The organism is Bradyrhizobium sp. LCT2 (assembly GCF_009931255.1).
Lineage (GTDB): Bacteria > Pseudomonadota > Alphaproteobacteria > Rhizobiales > Xanthobacteraceae > Bradyrhizobium > Bradyrhizobium diazoefficiens.
In genome coordinates this window covers 8,144,504-8,166,353 of record NZ_CP034432.1, presented here as the reverse complement: position 1 = coordinate 8,166,353, position 21,850 = coordinate 8,144,504, and the positions used below count along the sequence as shown (strand labels likewise).

Here is a 21,850-nt window from a genome sequence, read left to right as displayed (position 1 = left end):
CGCCGCCTCCGCTCTGGGCAGGGGGCGAGGATAGCCAAGACAAGTGCAATGCTCGAAATTCTCACGGCGCAACTCCTTTAGCGACCAAGCCACGCTCCTGCGTTTCGTTCCTGAGCGACGGAAGAGGCCCCACACCGTTGCCGATGCGGGGCGCATAACGTTGCACGTTGCAAGTCATCGCTTTGCGGGCGGACCGCTCTTGTTTCCTGGCAGTCCCTTTACGTTCGCCGGATCCTGTTCCTGCACGGAGAGGTTCTGCGACGCCGAGCCAACCGTGCCCTGTTGCGAGGGACCGTTCTTGCCGCCAGGCGCTCCGCTAATCCCCGCCCCAGAATTCTGGGCGCTCGGAGCTGTCGAAACCGTGCCGGATGTGTCCGCCCGATTCGCGTCGCCTGGCATATGAGAGGCCGAGCCGGGCTTGTCCTGTTCACCGACGTATCCCGATGCGCCTGAGTTTTGTGTCTTGATGCCCTTGTCCGCCTCGTTCTGGAGGCTCTGCGATGGCGTCGTCTGTTGGGCAATGGCTGGTCCCGTCACACACGAGATCGCCACGAGTGCTGCGAATGCTAATAGCCGCATGATGAAAGTTCCTCCGTAGGTTTTGTTGTCACCAACGTGCGGAGGAAACGACGTTTCCAATTATATAAAGGATTTCTAAGCGAGTTCGCGGTGTGGTCCGAAGGACGACCGATGCTGCCACAAGGAACTCCCGTTCCATTGGCGGCTTGGGCCTAATGCAACTGGGGAGTTTGAGATGTCAGACTTAAGCGAAGAAGATATCCGCAAACGCGCCTATGAGCTTTGGAAAGGTGCAGGCGAACCGTGCGGGAAGATGGATACGTTCTGGTATGAAGCCGAGAAGCAGCTCCTTGCCGAGCGATCAACGCAAGGCGAGCTACCGCCCGGCATGACCGACAACCTCCCGGTTTAAGCCACGACCCCGCCTTGCACCTAGAAGACGTCGCGGACTTGTGGTTTGGCCGCAAATAGAGAAGGGTATGTCAGGCTTTCGCTCGGCATCGAACATATCGATGACATCATCGCCGACTTGGACCAGGCGTTGACAGCAACGTAGTGTCAGGGCTGTGACGATGCGGGCCGGGCGCCTGCTGCGCACCGACGCCAGCTTTCATTGCGAATGCAACTCTGTAATGCTTCGCATGAGGCCGCTTCGACCGCTTACGCCTCCTTCGTCGAATCCTCATCAGGCGTGGAGGTGTGTCCTGTTGCTTCTGACGCGCTTGCGGCTTCAGGAGGCGTTCGATCGAGCGCGCTCGCGTCCTTCACGGCGGCGCTCACGTCGTTCACGGCGTCGCTTCGCCCGGTCCGCGAGCGGCGGCAGAGGGGGCACGGGTGCATCGACCGTCTCGGACTGAGCCGTCTCGACCGATTGATTGAGTACGGTGCGCGCCTCCATGAATTCGAGCACGGCCCGACCTTTTTCCGTGATCTTCCACCCACCGCTTTCGCGATCGACCAATCCTTGCGAAAATATATTGAGGTCCGGTACGCGCGCAGCCAGCCGCTTGGTCCGGTCGGCCCAGTCCCGGCCGCTGGTCGCCAAGATCGCCATGTCGCGTTTGATGTCGTCCATCACAGCGAATCCGTCCGGGTAGGAAACCAGGACCTTCAACACCGTGACCTGAATATTCACCGCCGCGTCTCGCTTTCAGCGCCACATGGTCGGCGCCCCGGAAAGGGCTTCGCGGCCGACCCGTCTAAGGTCTTCGGGCGAGACGTCTCCACGGGTCGCGGCTTCCAGGATCTTTGACGCGACGTGCGTGCGCGCTCCGGTTTCGCGCGCCGAAACGCTCTCGCAAACCTCGTCGAGAACCGCGCGCAAAAGCGCGGTGGTGGCTGCGTCGAACATGAGGCGCCCCCGTGCGGGAAAGCATTAGACTAGCCAAGTTTTCCCGATATGCGAGTCGTTTATGAGGCCAGCAAATCTGACCTTCGATGCCAGCCTCGCGCCTCGCGAGCAAGCGCCGACACTGCCGCTCGACCGAGGACGCAGGAACGGAGGCATTCGACGCAGGTTCTATTTTGATGAGCGAACCTATTCCGTGGCTGATCGAGAATGCGATACAGATTGCCTGGCACTACCTCGAGTCGACGGGCCAGATCATCGATTCTGCCGAAGCGAGCAGGTTTCTTCTGAAGACGGTCGATGAGATGGTCCTCAAAGGCGAGCACCGGAAGTTGATGCTCGCTAACCGCGCGATCGACGCCTATCGCGTTCCTACGCCAAGGTCGGTGGCTTTTTCTGTCTGGAGATCAATGGAGCACTGACCCAGAGTCAAGGTTGCTTCGCGCAAAACGCACGAAGGCCGCAGCAAGGATGCTGCTGCGGCCCGCGCTTGTCAAAAATTCCGGGTAAAAAGAACTAAGTGAAGTATGCGGCCAGCCCCGGTACGCGCGATCAGAACACTGCATTATTTCAGCAGTATTTCGTCGTTCGAAGAAAATGCTGTTCCTTTCTAGGAACTTAGACGGTGTGGCAATCGTGCGCTGACTGGTGAGGGAACGCCCGCCGGGCTGGCTGCCGACGGTCCTTCACAAGAGCTCGATGGCTCTTTTGGGTTAGCCATAGACAGGAATAGCGAACCACGTGGAACGCTGCTTTCACTTGGAAACGGCTGCCAAGCAATTGAATCTGTTCTAGAGCCGTTTTCCAAATGCGCCTTGAAGTCGTTCAATAATCAAACTGATTTTGATTCCGCCATTCGGAGGGTCAATGCGTTGCGGCCTAAACGAGGCTTAAGGCGCTGAGATCGCTCCGCACAAACTCCGGTAAGCGCTAAATCCTAGCGCGCGTTTGGAAAAGCGGCGCAGTCCAGTCACAGTCGGCTGACTTAACGGCATCGCGCCTCACATATTTTGAACTGCTACAACGACGTTGATCACGCACAAGCGACTGCTTTAGGGCCGGGCGGCGCGTCCCGAGCCAAGCTGGGCTACCTTTCGATAGATGGGAGAATCTTTCAGCTGCCGTCGGCGGCATCATGTCAATGATCCGATCGTTCGTTTCTGTCGGTCGTTTGCTATTGGCGCTGCTGTTGCCAAGTCCAGGCCGCGATGTAGAGTCCTAGGGATTTTAACAAGCTTAAATTCGACGCCCTTGTGGTTGCGTTACGATAGTTCTTTCTTCTGGGGGGTCCCCATGTTCGATCCTGCCACCACCGCACTTTTGCGCGCGGTCCTGGACGAGGTATGCGAAAACGTCTCCCCGATCCGAGACCGGTGCCCGTACCCACGTGGCTTCGAAAATTCTGGAAGCCGCAAGCCGGGGCGACAAATCTCCGGACCACCTCAAGAAGGTCGGGCGCGAAGCTCTCTCACAAGCGCCCACCATGTGGCGCTGACGGCCGACGGGGGGCGGGGTGAATTTTCAGGTCACGGTGCTGAAGATCCTGGTGAGCTACCCGGATGGATTTGCCGTGATGGCCGACCTTAAGCGCGACATGGCGATCCTGGCGACCAGCGGTCGAGAGTGGACCGATCGCACCAAGCGGCTGGCTGCGCGCGTTCCGAATCTCGACATCTTTTCGCAAAGACTCGTCGAGCGCGAAAACGGTGGCTGGAAGATCACCGCTAAGGGGCGCACCGTGCTGGAATTCATGGAGGCCCATCCTGGCTCCGTTAAGCCAATGGAGACAGTGTGGACCGAGAGGGTGGATGCGCCGCTGCCTCGGCTACCGCAGCCGACCGAACGGGCGAGGTGGCGACGCGCGCGTCTCGAGCGTCGACGCGAGGCGCGCGAACGGGCGCGGGCGAACGCTTGCTAGTCTGCCCCGCGGCGCCCGCTCAGACGGCTGCCGGATCCGGGCCGTAGCTCATGCGGTGAGGGAGAGCAGCGGTCCGGAGCCGCAGAATATCGCGATGGTCTTGAACTCAGCGACCGCGGCCTTCGAACCGACCGTTAGCATTCTTGCCTCTGCATCCATCTTTTTGATCCCTGCAGCGTAAGGGGGCGCCCGCAGCGCCTCGCGCTGGCGACAGAGGTTATCGGCCTTCGTCAGCATGCGCGCGAGCAGGAGCTGGGCCCAGACGCTCGAGACCCCCGTCTGCGGCAGTATCCGCATCTCACTGGGCGGCGGATCGCGGGTCTACCCGCGCACATGGGAGATCTCGTTCCGGACCGAGCGAATTTTCACCGGTGCTCAGACTGTCAGTTGTTGGCGCAAAAGCGAGCGCACTGACCGATCCTCCCCGACGGCAAGCTGTCCCAATCTCGCAAACGGCGACGGTGGCGCAGCGCATCGTTCGATGGCTTTCAAGACCAGGTAGCCAGACTCGCCATACCCACCCGTTAAGGCGTGCATCCAGCGAGGCGAACTGTTGGGCTCCGAGGAATCGCGGCGATGTTCACCGTTCTCGCTCCAGACCGCCGCAACGAAATCGCAACGAATTGGGTGAAACGAGCGTGAACAAAACGGGACGGAAGGATCCGCCACAGCAAGAAAATCAATAGCTTAGAAGATGCTCACTGCGTTCGGGAGGCAGGGGCGGCAGGTCGACTTCCTGATGGTCGGTCCCACTGCGGCTAGCTCTAAGTCAAACGGCCTCCAACAGCGAATGTCGGTACTGGTGGTTGCGAGTCTCCGATTGTTTCAGAATCATTCTCCCGATGCGGCCAACGGCGCGAAGGTCGTCGAGCGCATTCGCTCTCACCTCATTGACCTACTTTAAAGATGGAAAGGAGACTGCCGGTGTGAACCGTCGGCGCCACGTACCTCTGACTCCTCGAAGACTGCTTCACGCGCGGACCGAACTAGCATTACAGTTGCTTTTTTGATTTGAAGTGGGCGCGTTGAGCGGCAGCCTGGTGAGCTCTGCGCCAGAAAGACCATGCGATGATGTGTGCGGGTTGAATCCGCTTTCGAGCAAGTCTGATGGCAATGCGGCGTATTTCCTGGATTGACCAACGGATCAGTGGTGGGGTGGTTATGCTTTGGCTTTTGCCGGGGGGCGCCGTTTCGTTTTTTTGGGCGGTGGCGGATTAGCGCGATGTCGGATCGCGGCCATCATGGCGAAGGCGAGCATCACCAGGGACACATGACGGTGCCAGCCATGCCAGGACCTGCTTTCGTTGTGATCAAGCCCGAACTCGTTTTTCGCGGTTTCAAAGCTGTCCTCGATCGCCCATCGATGGCCTTCGACCGCGACCAGCGTTTCAATGGCTGTTCCCGCTGGGCACCAGGTGGTGAAGAAGGCGAGGTCATCATCGGCGATGCGACGACGGATCAGTAGACCGCGTGTCCACAAACCGTCATTTGCACTGTTGGACTGCTCGGCCTCGAGATCGGCCAATTCGAGATAACACCAATCGTGCAGCCGCGGCCCCTTGGTTCCGGCTCCCGCCGACAGGCGCTTCCAGTCGGATGAGCGCCGCGTCCGGGCGAGGTCTGCAGCCGTACCAGCGACCGGCGGTCGCTTGCCCCAGGATCGAAACACATGAGCGCTGCTGACCCCAAGCACGTAGCCTTTGCCTGCCCGACGTAGTTGCTGTTCGATGTTGCCAACACCGTAGACGGTATCACCGGCAATCCACTTGAATGGTATAGACGCGGCTATCGCGCGCGCGATCATTCTCGTCGCCAGCTTTGGTTTGGTCGCAAAGCCGACATCGGCAGGCACATATGTGGCTTCCAGACGATCTGGATCGTCGGTCCATTCCTTCGGAAGATACAACGCGCGATCGATGAACGCATGGCCATGACGCGAAACATAGGCAGCGAAGACGCCGATCTGGCAGTTCGTGATCTTCCCTGCCGAACCAGTGTATTGCCGCGCCACTCCGCATGACGCTTTGCCCTGTTTGAGAAAACCGGTCTCGTCGATCACCAGCACCGCATCGTCATCCGCCAAATGCTCGATGACATAGTCGTGCACGATATCGCGCAGGGCATCAGCGTCCCAGTCTCCACGACCCAGAATCGCCTGCTGCCGCCATGGGCCGGGATCGCCAGCCGCCTCCGCGCGCATCCAACCGGTCTTGCGCTGCTCATCTCCGAGCAGACCTTCCAGGAACAGGCCTGCATTCGTCGCAACACGCTCTTGCGTGAACAACGGACGTATCCGTTGCTTGATCTCTCGAAGCGACGCCGCCCACAACGCAAGCGTCTCCTCAACCGACGCGGCCCGCGCCCACGACATTCGAATCATGGTTGCCCATGGATTCAGAAGCCCGCAATAAAAGCAACTGTAATGCTAGGTGTTTAGTCCCAGACTTTGATGGTGCATCCTTATCGCACGATTCGAAGGAAGCGCTATGGGACAGATTTTACACGGCTGCGCCACCACGACGGAGGCAGTCCGTCGAGCAATACAAAATAGTCAAGAGAGCCTGAGAGGCCTCGCTAAGCGCTATGGGATCAACCAGAAGACTGTCGCAAAGTGGAAGCAGCGTGGGACGGTCGCCGATCTCCCGACAGGCCCCAAGGAAGCCAAGTCCACCGTGCTCTCCATCGAGGAGGAGGCGATCATCGTCGCTTTTCGGCAGCACACGCTGCTGCCGCTCGACGATTGCTTCTATGCTCTGCAGCCCACCATCCCCCATCTGACGCGGTCATCCCTGCATCGCTGCCTCCAGCGCCATGGCATCAGCCGATTGCCGGAGGTCGAAGGCAGCAGGCCCGCGAAGAAAAAGTTCAAGGCTTATCCGATCGGCTATTTCCACATCGACATCGCCGAGCTCCAGACCGCCGAAGGCAAGCTCTACCTCTATGTCGCGATCGATCGCACCAGCAAGTTCGCGTTCGTGCAACTGGCCAGGAAGACGGGACGGACCTCGGCCGCGGCCTTCCTCGAAGCTCTGATCGCGGCTGTCCCCTACAAGATCCACACGGTTCTCACCGACAATGGGATCCAGTTCACCTTCCCCCCGCGCTATGCGGACGGCCCGACGGCAAGATACGCGACGCATATGTTCGACATGCGCTGCCAAGAGAACGGGATCGAACATCGGCTGACCAAGATCAAGCATCCCTGGACCAATGGCCAGGTCGAACGCATGAATCGCACGATCAAGGAAGCGACCGTGCAACGCTACCATTACGATCGACACGATCAGCTCGAAGCTCACCTGGCTGACTTCATCAACGCCTACAACTATGCTCGGCGGCTGAAGACCCTGAAAGGCCTCACGCCCTACGAATACATCTGCAAATGCTGGACATCCCAGCCAGAACGATTCAAGCTCAATCCGCTCCAGCAAATGCCGGGACTAAACACCTAGTGAAGGCCATCAACGATTGAAGACTGCGGCTCGCCGAATGCTATCTCTTCCCGGCAGGCATGATGTCGTCGTGCTCCATCGCAATCTCGACGTTCTTACGGAAGGTGCGGTGCAGGTCGAACTCAAGTGGCTGGTCCAAACACGTACCGGCCGATCGGACGAGCGCGGATAGCGAACCTTTAATGTCGGCAAACAGTCCAAATTTCAGACAAAAATACGCGCCAGGGCTCCAATTCGAAGGCACCACCTGACCCAACATGTCAACGCGTGCGCCTCCGGCTGATCCCGAACGGTCAATCATGCTGCCCCGAGATGGGCAACGGACGCTCGCGTGAAGCGATCTTACGCGAAAAAAAACGTTCGAGATAACTCACGGGCCATGGACAATTGATTGATTTTACGTTTCAATTGATGGTTGAAACGGTCGGTGATTGCTCCGTTCCACATCGCATTTTCAAGCGGGCTTTTTGCCGGCGCCTGCAGCCGGTAACCAATAATTGTCGAGGAGAAAATGGCAGCGGAAGGCACCAGCGTCTCTATTTCAGAGACGGTTCTCAGGGAGATTGCGCGGCAGGCACATGGCACGGTCGATGGCCTTCCGATGCATATCATCAGGTTCGTCCTGGAATTTCCGAGCGCGCCGGACCTGGCAGAGGCCGGAGTACAGCTCAGATCCATTCTTGGATCGGATAAGTTCGATCTTCGCCCGTTGGATGACCAGCTACCAAAGTTTTTCGTGCTTCAATTCCCGGGTGTGCCACGCACCATTGCGCCGCCCCGGCTTTTTGCTGCGGCCGATTTCCTTTGCGATAAGCTCAGCCTTGTGTCTTGTGTGCCTGACATTGGATCAACTCTCTATGCCGAGCCCGATGCACGCCTTCTGCGCGATGGTGCGCCTGAGTCGGCAATCACGAATGCATTCTGCTGGTCAGATGCCGCTGCACCGGAGGACATGCACTGGGCTCCCAACGCGATCAAGGCAAACCTGGCTTGGACTCTGGAGAACGGCAAGGGTGATGGCATTCTCGTTGCTCAGCCCGATACGGGCATTGCTACACATCCCGAGTTGGAGCTGGGGATGTTCGACCTCGAGCGAGCCGCGAACGTGCTCGAGGGAGGCTCAGATCCTAAAGATCCGCTGCGCGCCGGAACTGCCAATCCGGGCCATGGTACAGCAACCTCCAGCGTTGTGGCCAGCAGAGTACAGGGGAAGATCGTCGGCGCGGCCCCTCTCGCCAAAGTCATTCCCATCAGGTGCATCGAGGATGTCAAGATTTTCGATGGTGCTCCGGTAGCTCGTGCAATCCTGCACGCAGTATCGGTCAATGCCGACATCATCTCGATGAGTCTCGGCGGAATTTATAGCCCTTCGATTGCTGCGGCACTCGAAAAGGCGGTCGCCGCCGGCTGCATCGTGGTGGTTGCATCCGGAAATTGCGTTGGCTTCGTGGTTTACCCCGCGTCCGACCGCAACTCCATAGCACTTGCTGGCGTGAATGCCGGCGACGTGCCATGGAAGGGCACGAGCCGCGGTTCGGCCGTTGACGTCTCCGCTCCAGCTGAGAACGTCTTCGTCGCCCGTCGTACCCCTGAAGACAACGAAACTGGTGTCGTTGCCGGTGGCCAAGGCACGTCCTTCGCTACGGCGCTGACGGCCGGCGCGGCCGCAATTTGGCTTTCCCACTTTGGCCGGGATCGCGTTCGTGCCGAAGCGAAGCGCCGCAATGACCACGTTCAGGAACTGTTTCGCGCGGCGTTACGGCGGACTGCTCGCAAACCTGCGGGCTGGAATGGGAATCTCTACGGTGCGGGGATCGTCGATGCGCAGTCGCTCCTGCAGCTACCGCTTGCCGAAATTCCGTCACCCTCTGCGACGGCCGAAGCCGCAGCACCAACTGGCTTGTCAGAGGAAGACCGAGATACGGCGACGGTGTTCGAACTTGCAGCGTCGCGTGCAAAAATCGAGGGGTTCGATTGGGCAAGATACGGCGCCGAAGCGAGCTTCCTGGCCGCGGATGAGCGACGCCGGTCGGATCCGACAAAAGCGGGCCTTGTCGAGTCGCGCATTCGGCCGAAGCCGACGTCGGGGCTCAGCGCTAGTGCACCCCCCGTACTCCAACGGGTGCTGACGCGGCTGGAGTACGCTCCAGAGCTGATAGCCCCACTCGATCGGCAACCAGAGGCCAAAAGCACGTTTCGAACGCTCTTGTCGCGATCTCGTATCGTGCGTCCCGGAGTCAGCGCAGAGTCTCCTCTTCGAGGAAGGAGTGCACAAGAGATACAGGATCGGCTCAACAGCGCCATCAAAAAAATGGATGATCGTCCCGACGCCACGCCCGAAAGCAAGTCGCGACGGCGTGACCTGTTCGATCGAAGTGAAAAACTGCTCAAAAAGGCCGAGGGATCGGGCGGCGCGCACAATCTGATCTGGACCGAGCGCGCAGACATAGAGGCACTTGTCCGACTAACCGGACGACCCGCCCTGAAGATTACAGACGGGAAGGTCGATCCGGCGGCGTTGGCGGCGACCGAATGGGAGGACACCTTCAAGGTCGACCCGAAGGGTCTGCAGACGCTTTTCGAAAGAGTCGGTCGCGTCGATCTGGATGGCGAGCATGTCGGAACGGGCTTCGTCGTCGGTGAAGGTCTGATTATGACGAACCGTCACGTGGCGGAAGCCATCGCAGACGAGATCCGCGGAAGAGGGCCGTCTACCTGGATTGTACAAGACAATGCCTCCATCAATTTCGACGATCGCGGTCTGGGCTCTGCGAAAAAGTTCCGAATAAAGTCGTTAGTGTTCGCCGGCAGCGATACAATAGGGCGCGAGGTGAATTTCGCTCATCTGGACATGGCCTTGTTTGAGGTCGAGACCAGCAACGGAAGTTCGAGTTTTCCTACAAAGATGTCTCAAGTCGGCGACAGGGATGTTGGCGAGAGCAAAGTTGAGCTCATCGTCGTCGGCTATCCTGCGAGGCCAGACGTATCTGCGCTCGAAGATCCCGAAACCCATCAAGTTCGCGACGATATTGCCAAACGGCTCGGCGAAATCTTTGGCCTCGATTACGGGCGTAAATACTTGGCGCCAGGACGCATTGAAGATGTCGCTGGCAGCCTAGGCGACGATCAATCCCATCGCTGGGTGTTCTCGCACGACTCGACGACGCTCGCTGGATGCTCCGGCTCATGCGTGTCGCAACTTATCGACTTTTTCCCGATCCTTGGTCTGCATTTTGCTGGGCGAAATCTGACGGCGAACTACGCCCATTCTCTTGCGGCTGTGCGCGCATCCGGTCAGGTGCCAGCCGCGATCCTTGAGCGATTGGGATGGACAGCCTGAAATGCCGAACGGAGCCAACACCGCTCTTAGTCCATCCAAGCTCGCCCAACAGGTCACTGCGTCGCGAGATATCTTCAAGAAGTGCTACGACGAATTTGCGGCGAATTATGAGGGCGCCAGACGCTTTATGACGATCACGGCGCTTCGTCAAAGGGGCGCACCGGTGCCGTTGGGACCCGGCCTAAATCGTGCGGACTTCGAGGCTGCTTTGGAGGAAGCAGAACGAAAGGGATTCCTGGCTTCGTTCGTTAAGACGTACTCGGAGCGGCTGTTCACGTCGTCGGCAACAGAAGTTGAAGCCTCCGACCTGCTGGATGACGAAGAGGGAGAAGAAACGTACCGGGCGACGCTCCAGAAGATTCTCGATGATTTCACGCCCATGACCGATGCGGGCAAAATCAAAGAGGGAATGCCGAGGCTGGCAAGGAACACCTGCAAGCTCACCGTCAAGCTCTCGGACGGATCACTAGAGACCGGGACCGGTCTTCTGATCGGGCCGAGACTGGTGCTCACATGCTGGCATGTCATTAGTTCGCTCGTAACCTTCGAGGCTGGCTTAGAAGGGCCCCAAGGAGAGCCCGATTGGCCCGGCGTTCCGGATAGACGGCTGTCTTCTCGTCTTTCGGTCGAGTTCGACTACGAAGTCAGAGCGGGTCAAATCGGAAACAAGTGGACGTATGGTGTCACGGAAGACTGGCTCGTGGTGGGTAGCCGACTTAGCGCAGATCCAGAGGAGAGGCTGGGCAATTGGAAGCCCCAGCAGCTTGATACTTATCTAGATTTCGTAGTGATCGAGCTGAACAAGCCGGCGGGCTTTGATCGACCATACTACAACCTCGTGAATGAGACTCCTCGCGAGGCTACAGGAAAGATGATCGTATCGCATCATCCCGGAAATTTCACGATGCGCTTCTCACCCGGCGAGTTCGAATCCAGTAGCCCCGTGCCGAAGTTCAATGGCATCGCAGCCAGCGGTGAGCGGGTTCTGCATACGGCGAATACGATACGCGGATCGTCGGGTGGACCTTGTCTCACCTACGACATGAAGCCGGCGGCTCTGCATCAGTTTGTCTACCAGGTAGAAAGAAAGACCAAGGGCAAGGTCGAACAGCACGCGACGAACGTAGCAATCCCACTGTCCAAAATCATGCAGAGGGCCCAGGAGACGATCAAGTCGCGCATGGGTAGCCTGAGCGCTCCGCGGTGCACGCTCCAGAGAAGCGGAAAGGCACTTATCGGTCGTTACAGTTTGCAGGAAGCAATTGCCGCCGCCCAGACGCCAGGTGGCCCCAAGATTCTGGTCGTTCAGATTCACTATGGCTTGGACCGGAAGCCTCTCAGTCAGATCGGCAAATCGTTCTCGTACGAAATTCTTGATGATGCCCTTGCGCCGGGCTGGCATCGACTCATTACCATCAACGCATCAGATATTAAGGACAATGCGTATTCGACGGCGCAACTGCTTCTGGATAGGATCAGCGTCGGCAACAATCTTTCAAGAAAATTGACTTCACCGAGTCAGCTGGCGGGTGCCGGAGAATCGACCGAGATCAACGATACGATCGCGACACTTGCTCGCGATGTAGCAAACGTAATGGAAGAGGACGCAACGCGGGACACGATCTGGATTGCGATCGACGAAATGGACCGGCACCAGATTAGCGACACGTCGACGAGGGTGTTTCTCGAAAAGCTCTATCCGGAGATCGCTACGCGACAGAAGTTGCGTCTCGTTCTGATTGGCATGTCCGATCCGGACATGCCGGCCCTTAAAAACGTCAACTCCAAATCGGTTGATCCACTAAAGGATCACCTGAATATCGAAGACGTCATTGCCTGGATCCGCAACAGGCTCAGTGCAGATCCCGACCGCATGCTGCTCAGCCTTGGTCGCATCGCGACCATGCTCGCTGAGCGAGAGATGCTTACCGAAGAAGAAAAACAAGCCGAGCGCGAGCGCGAGCGCGAAACGCGTAAGCGGGAACGCCAAGAGGGAGCTCTGAGCAGGAGTGCTGCCATCGCCAAAATCGTAAATGACATCTTTATGCCGTCGACCACGACATGACAGCCCACACCGACCAGCGGCTCCGAGAAAAGACCGACGAGGTGCTGGCCCGCGCCGCGCTTGTCGGCGTCTTCGATCCGCTGGAGTTGCTGGAGTTGGCTCAGAGCGGCGGCATGGGCGAGCGCATCCTGGACAAGATCGTTGATCATGTTCAGGAAGTTGTGTTCGAAGATAGAATGTATTGGAAATTGACGGCCAGAGCGCGGCACGACGCGTTGGAACGTGCGATTGCGCGCACCGACTTTGAAACTCTCCTTCAAGAAGCGAAACCCCATCCTAGCGAACGCTTCGCACACTATCTCATCGCACTCCTCAGAGAGAACGAAGACTACGAGGAATTCCTGGAGAACCAGCAGCTATCGAGGTCCGAGCTGCAGGACCTTGCTTCGGCTCAGGACTTCGTACATCGGGCTCGTAAGAAGCCTTCACCCACCGGCAAGTCGGATCCCCGTTGGAAGCTCGCCAGGATGGATGATGAGCAAAGGTTACGTCACGTCGCGCCGAAGTTGGTTGGACGAACTCACGAGCTAGGACTACTTACGGCTTACGCTGCCAACGGAAACGTCGAGAGCTCGATCGAACTTGACAGCATTATCGCCGACCCAAAGAAGTTGGATTGGTTGCGGCCGCTTCTTCTCACCGGGATTGGGGGGAGTGGAAAGTCGGCGCTGGTGGCCGAACTGGTAAGAACGGTGCGGAAGGACGATTGGAGCGGCCCAATTACGGTACTGCTCGACTATGATCGGCCAAATCTGGCGCTGGGCGCGGAGAAAGATTGGACGGCGGAACTGACTCGCCAAATTGGACGCGCGCGGACGGAACTGGACGGCGAGATGGACGAACTCAGACGCGACGCGCTTCGCGTCGCTGCTGAAACCAGTAGTGACCTCAAGTCCGCGGACATCCTGCTTGAGCGACTCGGTGACACCCTCGGTCGTCAGGCGGTTCGGCATGACCTCCTTCTCGTCGTCGATACATTTGAGGAGCTGATTGTTTCCTCTGAAATGGGGCTGGCCGACGAGGAACTTGAGCGCGAGCCGTTCGGGCTGGTCCTATCCTGGATAGACCGGCTCATGGACCTTCAAACTGAAGATGGGTCGCCGGCGTTCAAGACCGTCAGGGCTATCGTTGCGGGACGTATCCAACCATTCGTAAGCGAACCCCGTAGGCTGCCAGCTTGGTTCTGTGGGCACCTCGAACTCGGGCCGTTCTCCCCACAGGAGACCGGAGACTTTTTGCGAGTAAGGGATACGGAGAACAAATTCAATAAGCAGTGGATTGAGCTCATTTCGGAGTCCAAGATCAGGTGGTATCCGCTTTTTCTCATCGTGTTAATTAAATTTGCGGCACAAAAGAGCAGCCAAGAGCTCGACGAGATCGCTCGCGATGTGGGGGGCGCGACGTTATACGGAACCGTCGAGGCAATGAGAGTCCTGTACTCGAGGTTCCTGGATAGAATTAAGGACCACATAGTATCGAGAGGGCCGAACGACAGAAGAACGATACCGAAAGAGCAGATTTGCCAGCTCGCCCATCCCGGTCTTGCGCTTAAGACGGTTACTGCTGAACTCATTCGCGATGTGCTCGCCGGACCTTGCGGGCTAGGCAATATCGACATTGACCGAGCCAAGGATCTTCTACGCGCGTTGTCCAAGGAAGCGTGGTTGGTCGACTCTTACGGGCCAAATGAGGTCCGGCACGTAACGAATCTACGTCGGCTTATGCTGCCGATGCTTTGCGGTACGACGCGAACCCCAGACGGTGAGCCATCGGATCTGCATATTCGGGTACGCTTTGTGCAGCAAAGGGCCGCGGAATGGTACGAGGAACCATCTCGGGTGCAAGAGCCGGAGTCGCCCGCCATGGCTGCCTACTATCGAGCATTCTACGGAGACGTTTCTGCGATCACTGTAGATGAGGCGCTCGCGCGAAGGGTACTCCATATTGGACGGGACGACATTCACGCGATGCCTCCGGCCGCACGCGCGATTCTGCTGAAAGATGAACAGTCTTTGACTTCCGAGGAAAGGGCCGCGCTACCTGAACCCCAGAAGCGAGACGTGGAAGTCCGCAACTTAAAAAGGCGATCGAAAGCGGGTGTCATCCGCGCCTCCCAGCCACCTAGCGCCTCCGCGCCGCAGCGCACCGATACTTACGGCGTCCCGGCCGAAGTGCCGGGCCCTCCAAGTTCCCCTTCAATCCGTCGACAAGCGACGCTCGAGGAAATCTTCGACGATGCTGATTTGGCCGCTCGTGTCGACGTCGCATTCAAATCAGCGGACTTTCTGGAGGCGACGAGGCTAGCGGCGCCTTCGATGGAGAGCTTATCGCGGCAGATGATTGGTAGACTGCCGTCATCGATGTTTCAGCGCCTGACTAATCATTGGACGTGGAAGTGGGCTTGCGCGCACCTCGCCTTGGGCAGTGGGAGAACAGTGGTCGAGCAGTGGCAACTGCGCGATCTCGACATACGCCCGGGTTGGGTTGACTACGTTCCTTTGATCGCCATTGCTCGCATAGCAGCGTGCGACGTTTCGCTGTTCCAATCACGTAGAAACCGACCGTGGATGACTTCGGGCGATATGCTTGATCTTGACGGCATGAGAATGATCGCGCTGGACCTGGTCGCGTTCGATATCGATCCTGTACTTCCAATGTCGCTCAGCCAGGCGTTCTCGGACGAAGGGTGGTCATCGGCGGAAAGAGGATTCGGTCCGTTCGAGTTTTCTGAAGAAGCAAGGGTTCAAATGCTCCTTCTTCAGAAAAGCGACGTCCATCGTTATCTCGCGCTCAGTGAGATGTACAATTCAAATCAACCGGTTCGCCCGCACCCCGAGATTTTGGAAAACAGCCAGCTGCGTGCTTTCGTTCGAGGTCGAACGCCCGAGCTCTATGATCCCATCCGAGCCGCGCTAATCGATGTCGTGCGATATGCCCCGGGGCAGTTAGGCGACGTGCTTGAACGGTTCTCACGCGAGCGCCGAATTTGGCCTGCTGATATGCGCCCGGAGCGACTGCTCTCCGAACTGCAAAAAGCCCGCCAAGCTGATTTCTTGTTGCTCCGACTTATCGAGTTTGTCGATGTTTGCGGCCTCCTGAAAAGCTTTGTCACCTGCTTTCACGGTGTGGCCCTAGAGAGAGTACGAGTGATGTCGCAACTCATGGAAAAGTACGACTCGCTCTTGCTTACCGGAAAACAGCCAAAGCCCAGCAAGAATGCTCGCGTGAGGGGAAGACGATGAAGTTCAATCTGGAGGCGCGTCCCTTTCTTTCCGACTTGGAGTTCGTGGCGCCTCGCGCCGGTGATGCCGGCCTCGAGGCAGCTGACTTGGAGGGTGCCCGCAGGGTTAGGCGCTCTCCTCCCGAGCGGTTCGAAGGTCGTACGGGATACAACGCCAACTTCCTTGGTTTCGCGATCCCGCTCCCGGATCCTGCTAGACTAAGAGGGGATGTGCTGGAAATCGAAGGTAACGCGGAAAATCGCCTGGATTACGAACACTTCTCGGTGGTGATGTCGAAGTCGCGACGGATGCCGATGTTCGTAGGCGTCAATATCGACGGCGAGGCGGCCGTCAAGGTGGTCCGCAGTCCGCCCGATAAATGGCTCTACGACGGGCGCATCCCGGACGAAGCCCAAATCGGCGAAGACCTGTACGTCGACAATATCCTCGATCGTGGCCATCTGGTCCGCAGGGAAGATCCCAATTGGGGAGAGACGGCTGAGAGTGCAAACTACGATACATTCCATTTTACGAATTGTACGCCGCAGGCTTCACATTTCAATCAACAGACATGGCTGAGCCTGGAAGACTACATCCTTAAGAATACGAAGGCTCAGGAAGCCAAAGTGAACGTATTTAGCGGCCCGATCTTCCGAGACAATGACCGTCTGTATCGCGGGGCAAAGATACCTGTGGCGTACTGGAAGGTGATCTCGTTCGTGTCCAATGCAGGAAGGCCGTCCTCGACCGCTTACACGATTGATCAGGTTCAGGAACTGAAGGAGCTCGAAGCGGTCTTTGGAGCCTTCAAGACCTATCAACGGAGCGTGCGCTCCATTGAGAAAATGACGGGCCTTTCCTTCGGGCAACTGCGCGATTTCGACGGCTTCTCTAACGAGGAGCAACGAACCAGAACGTCCATCGTCGCGGAAGTGCGCGATGCGTCCGATATGCGTGTCTGAACATGTCCTTGGCTGCCGATCAATTTTGCTGTGGATCGCGGGAAAACGAGCCGCGGGTCGTGCTGCCCGTGCGAGACTCGCAACCACGAATCGCAGCTTTGCCGGGAGATTGTCAGGTGCAGTTGGGCTTGCCGTTCGCTGAGCGAGTGCCTGAACCGGTGTCGTACGTCTGGCTCCTTGCATGCGAATCTCGTTTTGAAGAGGCTGTCGCCGCGCGCTTTCGGCAGCGAGCCCATGCAATCGTGGATGGACGCGACGGCAGGCCGGTGGTCCTTCCTCAAGACGTCATTCTTCTGCATCGCTCGGACGGCTCGTTCTTGGCGTTCGGGCCTGTCGGAGTTGACGGAGGCTCCGTGCTGGAATCGATCCGACGCTTTATTTTTATCAGCCGAAACGTCGTCGCTCGGGAACCTACCTGTGACGTGATTGGCCTGTTTTTGGGCGATGGCGGAATAAGCAATTGGACGCCGCCAACATTGAGTACCCCGCTCGAGCGGGCATTAGCGACGCTACGTCACCACTCTACGCGTGATCTTCCTGAAGTTCGTGAGCAGAGATGCCGAGCGATATTGGAGCTCCTGCCGCGAGATGCGGATCCGCTGCTCGTCGCGCTGGTCGAGCTTGAGCGGATCGACGCGCGTTGGATGGCAAAATCCGGAGTGAGCAGGCGAGAGTATCTGGAATGGACAGACCGCTTCTCGCAGCTTGGGGCAACGCGAATGGCGCGGCGGCCGCATCGGGTGTTCCGTCAAACCGGCGAGCTTCCTGATCTTTTCGGTGATTCCGCTAAGGAGCAGCCTTCGTGGTATCGCGCCGGATATCGTGCGGTACCGATGCTCGCTCAACGATTGACCGTAAACGAGTCGATGAGGGGTACCGCGCGCGGCGGAGGTTATCGTGACGAATTACCGCTGCCAGCGATACCGGAAGCGCAACTGTGTGCATGGATTAGAGGTGTGCCATCGGCAAAACTTCAGCCGATGGTTAGCGCACGACCGCTAGGCGCCTCGTTAATCGATTTCGAAGTTCGCGCCGTCCTTGACTCGGAGCTGGCAGTTCGTCTCGGCATTCCCGGCAAAGCAGGGATTAAGGACGGGATTTGTGAGTTGCGGGCATACAGTGCTTCCTGCGAAGTGGTTCCCACCCGCATCGAGCGTTCGATTGGTGAGCCTGGATATTTCCATGTCGCGGCCCGACGTCCCGGCAATGGCGCCGTTGACGTCGAGTTTCACTTTTCTAGCGGTTCGCCGCTGGTGGTCAGGACCTCTCTCTCAAAATCCCATGTAGCAGCATAATGAAAATAAATCGCGTACATTACAGTGGCCGGCGCCCGGTCTACATTCGTAACTCGATCGCCAACGGCGATCTGATCACTTCTCTCGTTTTCGACGATAAGGACGACATAGACTTTTATGCTCCGGCCAAACATGACGAGATCAGAAGGCACTCTAACGACATATTGGACTTTGTTGGAGGCAGCGACTTTGAGCAATTAAGGTTTGATAGTCTGTCCGACGAAAAAAAGGCAGAGCTTCTCGATCAGGTCGCAAAGAGAGGAGCTGAGCTTTTCGATGCGCTGATCGCGGACGAGGACAAGGAAGAATTCATCAAGAGTCTTCACGAGCATGCGGGAGAGGACGGTGCAGTTAGTGTGCGTTCGACGGCCGTGCGCGTTCCCTGGGAATTCGTCTACATCAAACCCGCCACAGAGCGCTACAATCCGCTCGGCTTTCTAGGGCAGCTGTATCTTCTGCCGAGAATCGCTCCACCGCTGCATTCACCATCGCGGAGTGACGGTAGCTACCGTCCCTACCAAGGCGAGGGCGGCAAGCAAACGGGTACAGGGAAGTTAGACGTCGGCGTGATCTACGATGATTGGAGGGATAACAAATCATCGCGGCATATTTCTTCGGCTTGGTTTTCTTCTCGTCCCCACATAAGCGTCCAAGCACTCCCCCAACTGACGGCCGCCGCTTCAGTTCGCCCGCAGATGCTCGATCGTCTTCGAACTTTTCTCCTTCAGCCCGTCGATAGCTTCCTATTCACCTGCGGGCTTTGGCGAACTCCGCGGCCAAGCTATTCGGTAGACATGAGGATCTGGGACCGTTTCGAGTGGCGGTTTGCGGATACTACAAACTTGAAGCTACGCGGTCACGACCACTTGCTCGTATTCCTTGATGTCGATTACGCGGCTTATAACGCCCTGTCTCCCGCGCCGAGCCTGGCCGAAAAAATGCACCACAACGGTGCAGCCGTCGTGGTCGCGCCAATCGGAAAGGTTGATCATCTGCTTTCAGAGCAGCTATCGGATCAGTTTTTTCAGAACGTCATGGGCGGGCAGGGGATCGGCCTTTCGTTGCTTTTCGCGCGCAGGCATATCCTGCAGGTGAAATCGAATCCGACCGCTCTGTTTTGGACTGCGTTCGGTGACGTCTGGACCGACCTTACTGGGGAAGGAGCGGCAGCGTGAGGACGGGAGTATTAGCTGTGAAAGAGGGGATGTCGCGGGTCTTCGACGCCAGCGGCAATGTGGTCCCGGTTACCATTTTGCGACTGCCGAACTGCCAAGTTCTTGGGCACCGCACGGAGGAGAAGCACGGCTATGTCGCCATGCAATTGGGGGCGGGAACTCGCAAGACGGTTAACATGCCGAAGGCCTTGCGCGGGCAGTTCGCCGTCGCGAAGGTCGAACCGAAGGGACGTTTGGAAGAATTCCGTGTATCGGAGGACGCCCTTATCCCGGTGGGGGCGGAAATCACGGCCGATCACTTCGTGGTGGGTCAATTTGTCGACGTCACCGGCACTACAATTGGCAAAGGCTTCCAAGGAGGCATGAAAAAGCACGGGTTCGGGGGTTTGCGTGCCACCCACGGAGTATCTATTTCCCATCGATCGATCGGCTCGACAGGTGGTCGCCAAGACCCCGGAAAAACCTGGAAAAACAAGAAGATGCCGGGGCAAATGGGCGGCGAGCGGGTAACCGCCCTAAGCCTGCGCGTCGTGGAAGTAGACACATTCCACGGCGTCATAAAAGTGTGCGGAGCTGTTCCTGGCCCAAAGCATGCTTGGATACGGGTTCGGGATGCAGTCAAAAAGCCGCTCCCTAAAGAGGTACCTAAACCGGGCCGGTATATCGAACCAAATTTAAACGACTACGTGCTGTCGTCTGATACAGTCGTAGGGTCGGAGAACGAACTGTTGAGTGCGTTTGTTGATCTCGAGGAGGGGGACGTACCTGGCCGCCTCGCCGCGGTCCGGTCGATGCTGGCGCACGTCGGCGTCGTTCGTGCGCAGTCATCCGAAAAGCCGGACCGGGCTAAGCGGGTTCGTGCCATCGAGAAGGCATTTGTTGATGCACTTTTCGACGAGGCCCCTGACGTCCGGTGGGCGGCGGCATACGCGATTGCCACCCTTAAGGACAAGGACCACAAGCTGGACCAGTCGCGCATTCCCGACTACGGCAAGAGCAAAGGCGACGAGCCTCGCGTGCAGCGGATGTTGGAGGCATACCTCCAGGATGCGGATGTCGATTTGCTTACCGGCCTCTCGATCGACGTCACACAAAAGAGCAAGCGCACCATAAAGCTGAAGCTGGAAGCACAAATATCGCGTGAGTTACCTATCGTGCTCAATGGCAAGCACGTGTTAACCGGATCGGTGGATTCGCTCAAAGTCGGAAGCATGGTAACGGTGACAATTAGCGATGCGGAGCTATGGCTGATTTTGGGTGACGCGGCCTGATCAGGCGGCGTGGCTTTCAGTGTTCGGAATGACTTCGATTCCGTCGATGAACTTTACACCGGCGATGACTTTCGGCAACTGGTTCGTGCTCTTCAATCGCCGCCAGGTCTTCGATGCGGCGTCGATGAGCTTGAACACCATCAGCTTCGCAGTTTGTTGCGACAGCGATCCCTTGGTCCGCACCGTTCGGTGGCGCACCGTGGCGAAGACGCTCTCGATCGGGTTCGAGCTGCGTAGGTGGATCCAGTGCTCAGCAGGGAAGTCGAAGAAGGCGAGCAGCGCATGGCGATCCTTGATCAGGCACTCCACCGCACGTCCGTATTTGACGTGGTATTTCTCGACGAAGACGTCGATCGCGGTTTCAGCTTCGGCCCGGTGTGGGGCCAGATAGATGTTCCGCAGGTCGTTCTTCATGGGGCCCTGCACGGATTTGGCGACCTTGTCGAGTACGTTGCTCACTTTATGGCACCAGCATCGTTGGTGCCGCGTGCCGGGAAAGGCCTCGTCCAGTGCCTTCCAGAAGCCGAGGGCGCCGTCGCCGATGGCGAGTTGCGGGGCAATCCGTAACCCGCGTTGCCGCAGGTCGATCAGGAGTTCGCGCCAGCTCTGCGCGCTCTCGCGCACGCCGACCTGGAAGCCGATCAGCTCCTTCTTGCCTTCCGGCGTGGTGCCAATCAGCACCAGCATGCATTCGCTGTGATCTTCCATGCGGGCCTGCAGGTACACGCCATCGGCCCAGATGTAGACATAGCGACGCGCCGACAGATCGCGTCTCTGCCAGCGTTCGTACTCGACCTGCCAATCGGCCTTCAGGCCGGCGATCACCGAAGGCGACAGGTTCGGCGCATCCTTGCCGAGCAGCGCCGAGAGCGCCTCCTGGAAGTCGCCGGTCGAGATGCCGCGCAAATAGAGGACCGGGATCAAGGCATCCAGGCTCTTCGTCCGCCGCGCCCATAGCGGCAGGATTGCCGAACTGAAGCGGAGGCGGTCGCCTGGCCCGCTCGCTCCGCGGTCGCGGACCTTGGGACGAGCGACCTCCACTGGACCGATGCCGGTCGCAATCTCGCGCACCGGACCGTGCCCATGTCGGACCAGGCGCGCTCGACCGTCGGGCAGCGTCAGATTGGCCGTGCTGGCCAGAAACGCGCCAACCTCGATCTCGATCGCCCTGGCAAGCAGGTCCCGCGCGCCGGCACGAACGATATCGGTCAGTGGATCATCAACCGCGGACGGCTGACGGAAAGCAAGAACATTGGTAGTCTCGGTCATGGCGTATCGCTCTCC

Annotated in this window: 17 protein-coding genes and 3 pseudogenes; 13 read left to right on the top strand and 7 right to left on the bottom strand. The window is 58.2% G+C overall.

Annotated elements, in window-relative coordinates:
• Positions 1 to 174 precede the first annotated feature (174 nt).
• The gene (locus tag EI171_RS46015) at positions 175 to 399 is read right to left on the bottom strand and encodes a hypothetical protein (protein ID WP_371740556.1); all 225 of its coding nucleotides are present in this window, start codon (positions 397 to 399) and stop codon (positions 175 to 177) included.
• Between the two features lie 355 nt (positions 400 to 754).
• On the opposite strand from EI171_RS46015, the gene EI171_RS38555 reads away from it, so the two are divergent.
• Together EI171_RS38555 and EI171_RS38550 are read left to right on the top strand one after the other, a co-directional pair.
• Positions 755 to 931: a DUF2934 domain-containing protein gene (locus tag EI171_RS38555; RefSeq protein ID WP_161536382.1), complete on the top strand. Its 177-nt coding sequence runs from the start codon at positions 755 to 757 to the stop codon at positions 929 to 931.
• Positions 932 to 991: 60 nt separating this feature from the next.
• Positions 992 to 1,075 (top strand): annotated as a pseudogene (locus EI171_RS38550) (PLP-dependent transferase); the annotation flags it as partial.
• Positions 1,076 to 1,249: 174 nt separating this feature from the next.
• Here EI171_RS38550 and EI171_RS38545 read toward each other — a convergent pair.
• Together EI171_RS38545 and EI171_RS38540 are read right to left on the bottom strand one after the other, a co-directional pair.
• Entirely contained in the window at positions 1,250 to 1,654 is a 405-nt protein-coding gene (locus EI171_RS38545) for a hypothetical protein (RefSeq protein ID WP_161536381.1), read from the bottom strand.
• A gap of 15 nt (positions 1,655 to 1,669) precedes the next feature.
• The gene (locus EI171_RS38540) at positions 1,670 to 1,870 is read right to left on the bottom strand and encodes a hypothetical protein (protein ID WP_161536380.1); all 201 of its coding nucleotides are present in this window, start codon (positions 1,868 to 1,870) and stop codon (positions 1,670 to 1,672) included.
• 176 nt (positions 1,871 to 2,046) lie between these two features.
• On the opposite strand from EI171_RS38540, the gene EI171_RS38535 reads away from it, so the two are divergent.
• From EI171_RS38535 to EI171_RS38530, 3 genes and pseudogenes are all read left to right on the top strand, one after another.
• Positions 2,047 to 2,289, top strand: a complete 243-nt coding sequence (locus EI171_RS38535) for a hypothetical protein (RefSeq protein ID WP_161536379.1) — start codon at positions 2,047 to 2,049, stop codon at positions 2,287 to 2,289.
• 871 nt (positions 2,290 to 3,160) lie between these two features.
• A pseudogene (locus tag EI171_RS46010) lies at positions 3,161 to 3,362 on the top strand (hypothetical protein).
• Positions 3,363 to 3,380: 18 nt separating this feature from the next.
• Positions 3,381 to 3,785, top strand: coding sequence for a hypothetical protein (locus EI171_RS38530; RefSeq protein ID WP_161536378.1), 405 nt, complete (start codon positions 3,381 to 3,383; stop codon positions 3,783 to 3,785).
• A 48-nt stretch (positions 3,786 to 3,833) separates the two neighbouring features.
• Here the strand turns inward: EI171_RS38530 and EI171_RS38525 are convergent, their stop codons facing one another.
• Positions 3,834 to 4,022: a hypothetical protein gene (locus EI171_RS38525; RefSeq protein WP_161536377.1), complete on the bottom strand. Its 189-nt coding sequence runs from the start codon at positions 4,020 to 4,022 to the stop codon at positions 3,834 to 3,836.
• 922 nt (positions 4,023 to 4,944) lie between these two features.
• Positions 4,945 to 6,165 (bottom strand): IS701 family transposase, encoded by a 1,221-nt coding sequence (locus tag EI171_RS38520; RefSeq protein WP_097669484.1) that lies wholly within the window; start codon positions 6,163 to 6,165, stop codon positions 4,945 to 4,947.
• A 106-nt stretch (positions 6,166 to 6,271) separates the two neighbouring features.
• Between EI171_RS38520 and EI171_RS38515 the strand changes: the two genes are divergently transcribed.
• On the top strand, positions 6,272 to 7,237 hold the full coding sequence (locus tag EI171_RS38515; RefSeq protein ID WP_161536376.1) for an IS481 family transposase: 966 nt from the start codon (positions 6,272 to 6,274) through the stop codon (positions 7,235 to 7,237).
• Positions 7,238 to 7,579: 342 nt separating this feature from the next.
• On the opposite strand, the gene EI171_RS38510 is transcribed toward EI171_RS38515, so the two are convergent.
• Positions 7,580 to 7,765: a hypothetical protein gene (locus EI171_RS38510; protein WP_161536375.1), complete on the bottom strand. Its 186-nt coding sequence runs from the start codon at positions 7,763 to 7,765 to the stop codon at positions 7,580 to 7,582.
• On the opposite strand from EI171_RS38510, the gene EI171_RS38505 reads away from it, so the two are divergent.
• The 7 genes and pseudogenes from EI171_RS38505 to rplC form a co-directional block, all read left to right on the top strand.
• A complete protein-coding gene (locus EI171_RS38505) occupies positions 7,749 to 10,577 on the top strand; it encodes a S8 family serine peptidase (protein WP_161536374.1) in 2,829 nt (942 codons plus the stop codon). The genes EI171_RS38510 and EI171_RS38505 overlap by 17 nt on opposite strands.
• 1 nt (position 10,578) lies before the next feature.
• A complete protein-coding gene (locus EI171_RS38500; protein WP_161536373.1) occupies positions 10,579 to 12,642 on the top strand; it encodes a serine protease in 2,064 nt (687 codons plus the stop codon).
• The gene (locus EI171_RS38495) at positions 12,639 to 15,884 is read left to right on the top strand and encodes an ATP-binding protein (RefSeq protein WP_161536372.1); all 3,246 of its coding nucleotides are present in this window, start codon (positions 12,639 to 12,641) and stop codon (positions 15,882 to 15,884) included. The genes EI171_RS38500 and EI171_RS38495 overlap by 4 nt, the downstream gene beginning before the upstream one ends.
• Positions 15,881 to 16,825, top strand: coding sequence for a DNA/RNA non-specific endonuclease (locus tag EI171_RS38490; protein ID WP_161536371.1), 945 nt, complete (start codon positions 15,881 to 15,883; stop codon positions 16,823 to 16,825). The genes EI171_RS38495 and EI171_RS38490 overlap by 4 nt, the downstream gene beginning before the upstream one ends.
• Before the next feature lie 116 nt (positions 16,826 to 16,941).
• On the top strand, positions 16,942 to 18,120 hold the full coding sequence (locus EI171_RS38485) for a hypothetical protein (RefSeq protein WP_161536370.1): 1,179 nt from the start codon (positions 16,942 to 16,944) through the stop codon (positions 18,118 to 18,120).
• Positions 18,120 to 19,295 (top strand): hypothetical protein, encoded by a 1,176-nt coding sequence (locus tag EI171_RS38480; RefSeq protein WP_161536369.1) that lies wholly within the window; start codon positions 18,120 to 18,122, stop codon positions 19,293 to 19,295. Before EI171_RS38485 ends, EI171_RS38480 begins: the two co-directional genes overlap by 1 nt.
• Positions 19,292 to 19,957, top strand: a pseudogene (gene rplC / locus EI171_RS46005) (50S ribosomal protein L3); the annotation flags it as partial. The gene EI171_RS38480 and the pseudogene rplC, both read left to right, overlap by 4 nt.
• 609 nt (positions 19,958 to 20,566) lie before the next feature.
• Here rplC and EI171_RS38470 read toward each other — a convergent pair.
• Positions 20,567 to 21,835 carry an IS256 family transposase gene (locus EI171_RS38470; RefSeq protein ID WP_038952271.1) on the bottom strand — a complete coding sequence of 423 codons (1,269 nt, stop codon included), beginning with the start codon at positions 21,833 to 21,835 and terminating at the stop codon, positions 20,567 to 20,569.
• Between the last annotated feature and the right edge of the window lie 15 nt (positions 21,836 to 21,850).

Excerpts from the sequence above, each read along its gene's own strand:
- EI171_RS46015 (WP_371740556.1), bottom strand. The coding sequence starts at position 399 with ATGCCAGGCGACGCGAATCGGGCGGACACATCCGGCACGGTTTCGACA.
- EI171_RS38555 (WP_161536382.1), top strand. The coding sequence starts at position 755 with ATGTCAGACTTAAGCGAAGAAGATATCCGCAAACGCGCCTATGAGCTT.
- EI171_RS38540 (WP_161536380.1), bottom strand. The coding sequence starts at position 1,870 with ATGTTCGACGCAGCCACCACCGCGCTTTTGCGCGCGGTTCTCGACGAG.
- EI171_RS38535 (WP_161536379.1), top strand. The coding sequence starts at position 2,047 with ATGAGCGAACCTATTCCGTGGCTGATCGAGAATGCGATACAGATTGCC.
- EI171_RS38525 (WP_161536377.1), bottom strand. The coding sequence starts at position 4,022 with ATGCTGACGAAGGCCGATAACCTCTGTCGCCAGCGCGAGGCGCTGCGG.
- EI171_RS38520 (WP_097669484.1), bottom strand. The coding sequence starts at position 6,165 with ATGATTCGAATGTCGTGGGCGCGGGCCGCGTCGGTTGAGGAGACGCTT.
- EI171_RS38515 (WP_161536376.1), top strand. The coding sequence starts at position 6,272 with ATGGGACAGATTTTACACGGCTGCGCCACCACGACGGAGGCAGTCCGT.
- EI171_RS38505 (WP_161536374.1), top strand. The coding sequence starts at position 7,749 with ATGGCAGCGGAAGGCACCAGCGTCTCTATTTCAGAGACGGTTCTCAGG.
- EI171_RS38500 (WP_161536373.1), top strand. The coding sequence starts at position 10,579 with ATGCCGAACGGAGCCAACACCGCTCTTAGTCCATCCAAGCTCGCCCAA.
- EI171_RS38495 (WP_161536372.1), top strand. The coding sequence starts at position 12,639 with ATGACAGCCCACACCGACCAGCGGCTCCGAGAAAAGACCGACGAGGTG.
- EI171_RS38490 (WP_161536371.1), top strand. The coding sequence starts at position 15,881 with ATGAAGTTCAATCTGGAGGCGCGTCCCTTTCTTTCCGACTTGGAGTTC.
- EI171_RS38480 (WP_161536369.1), top strand. The coding sequence starts at position 18,120 with ATGAAAATAAATCGCGTACATTACAGTGGCCGGCGCCCGGTCTACATT.
- EI171_RS38470 (WP_038952271.1), bottom strand. The coding sequence starts at position 21,835 with ATGACCGAGACTACCAATGTTCTTGCTTTCCGTCAGCCGTCCGCGGTT.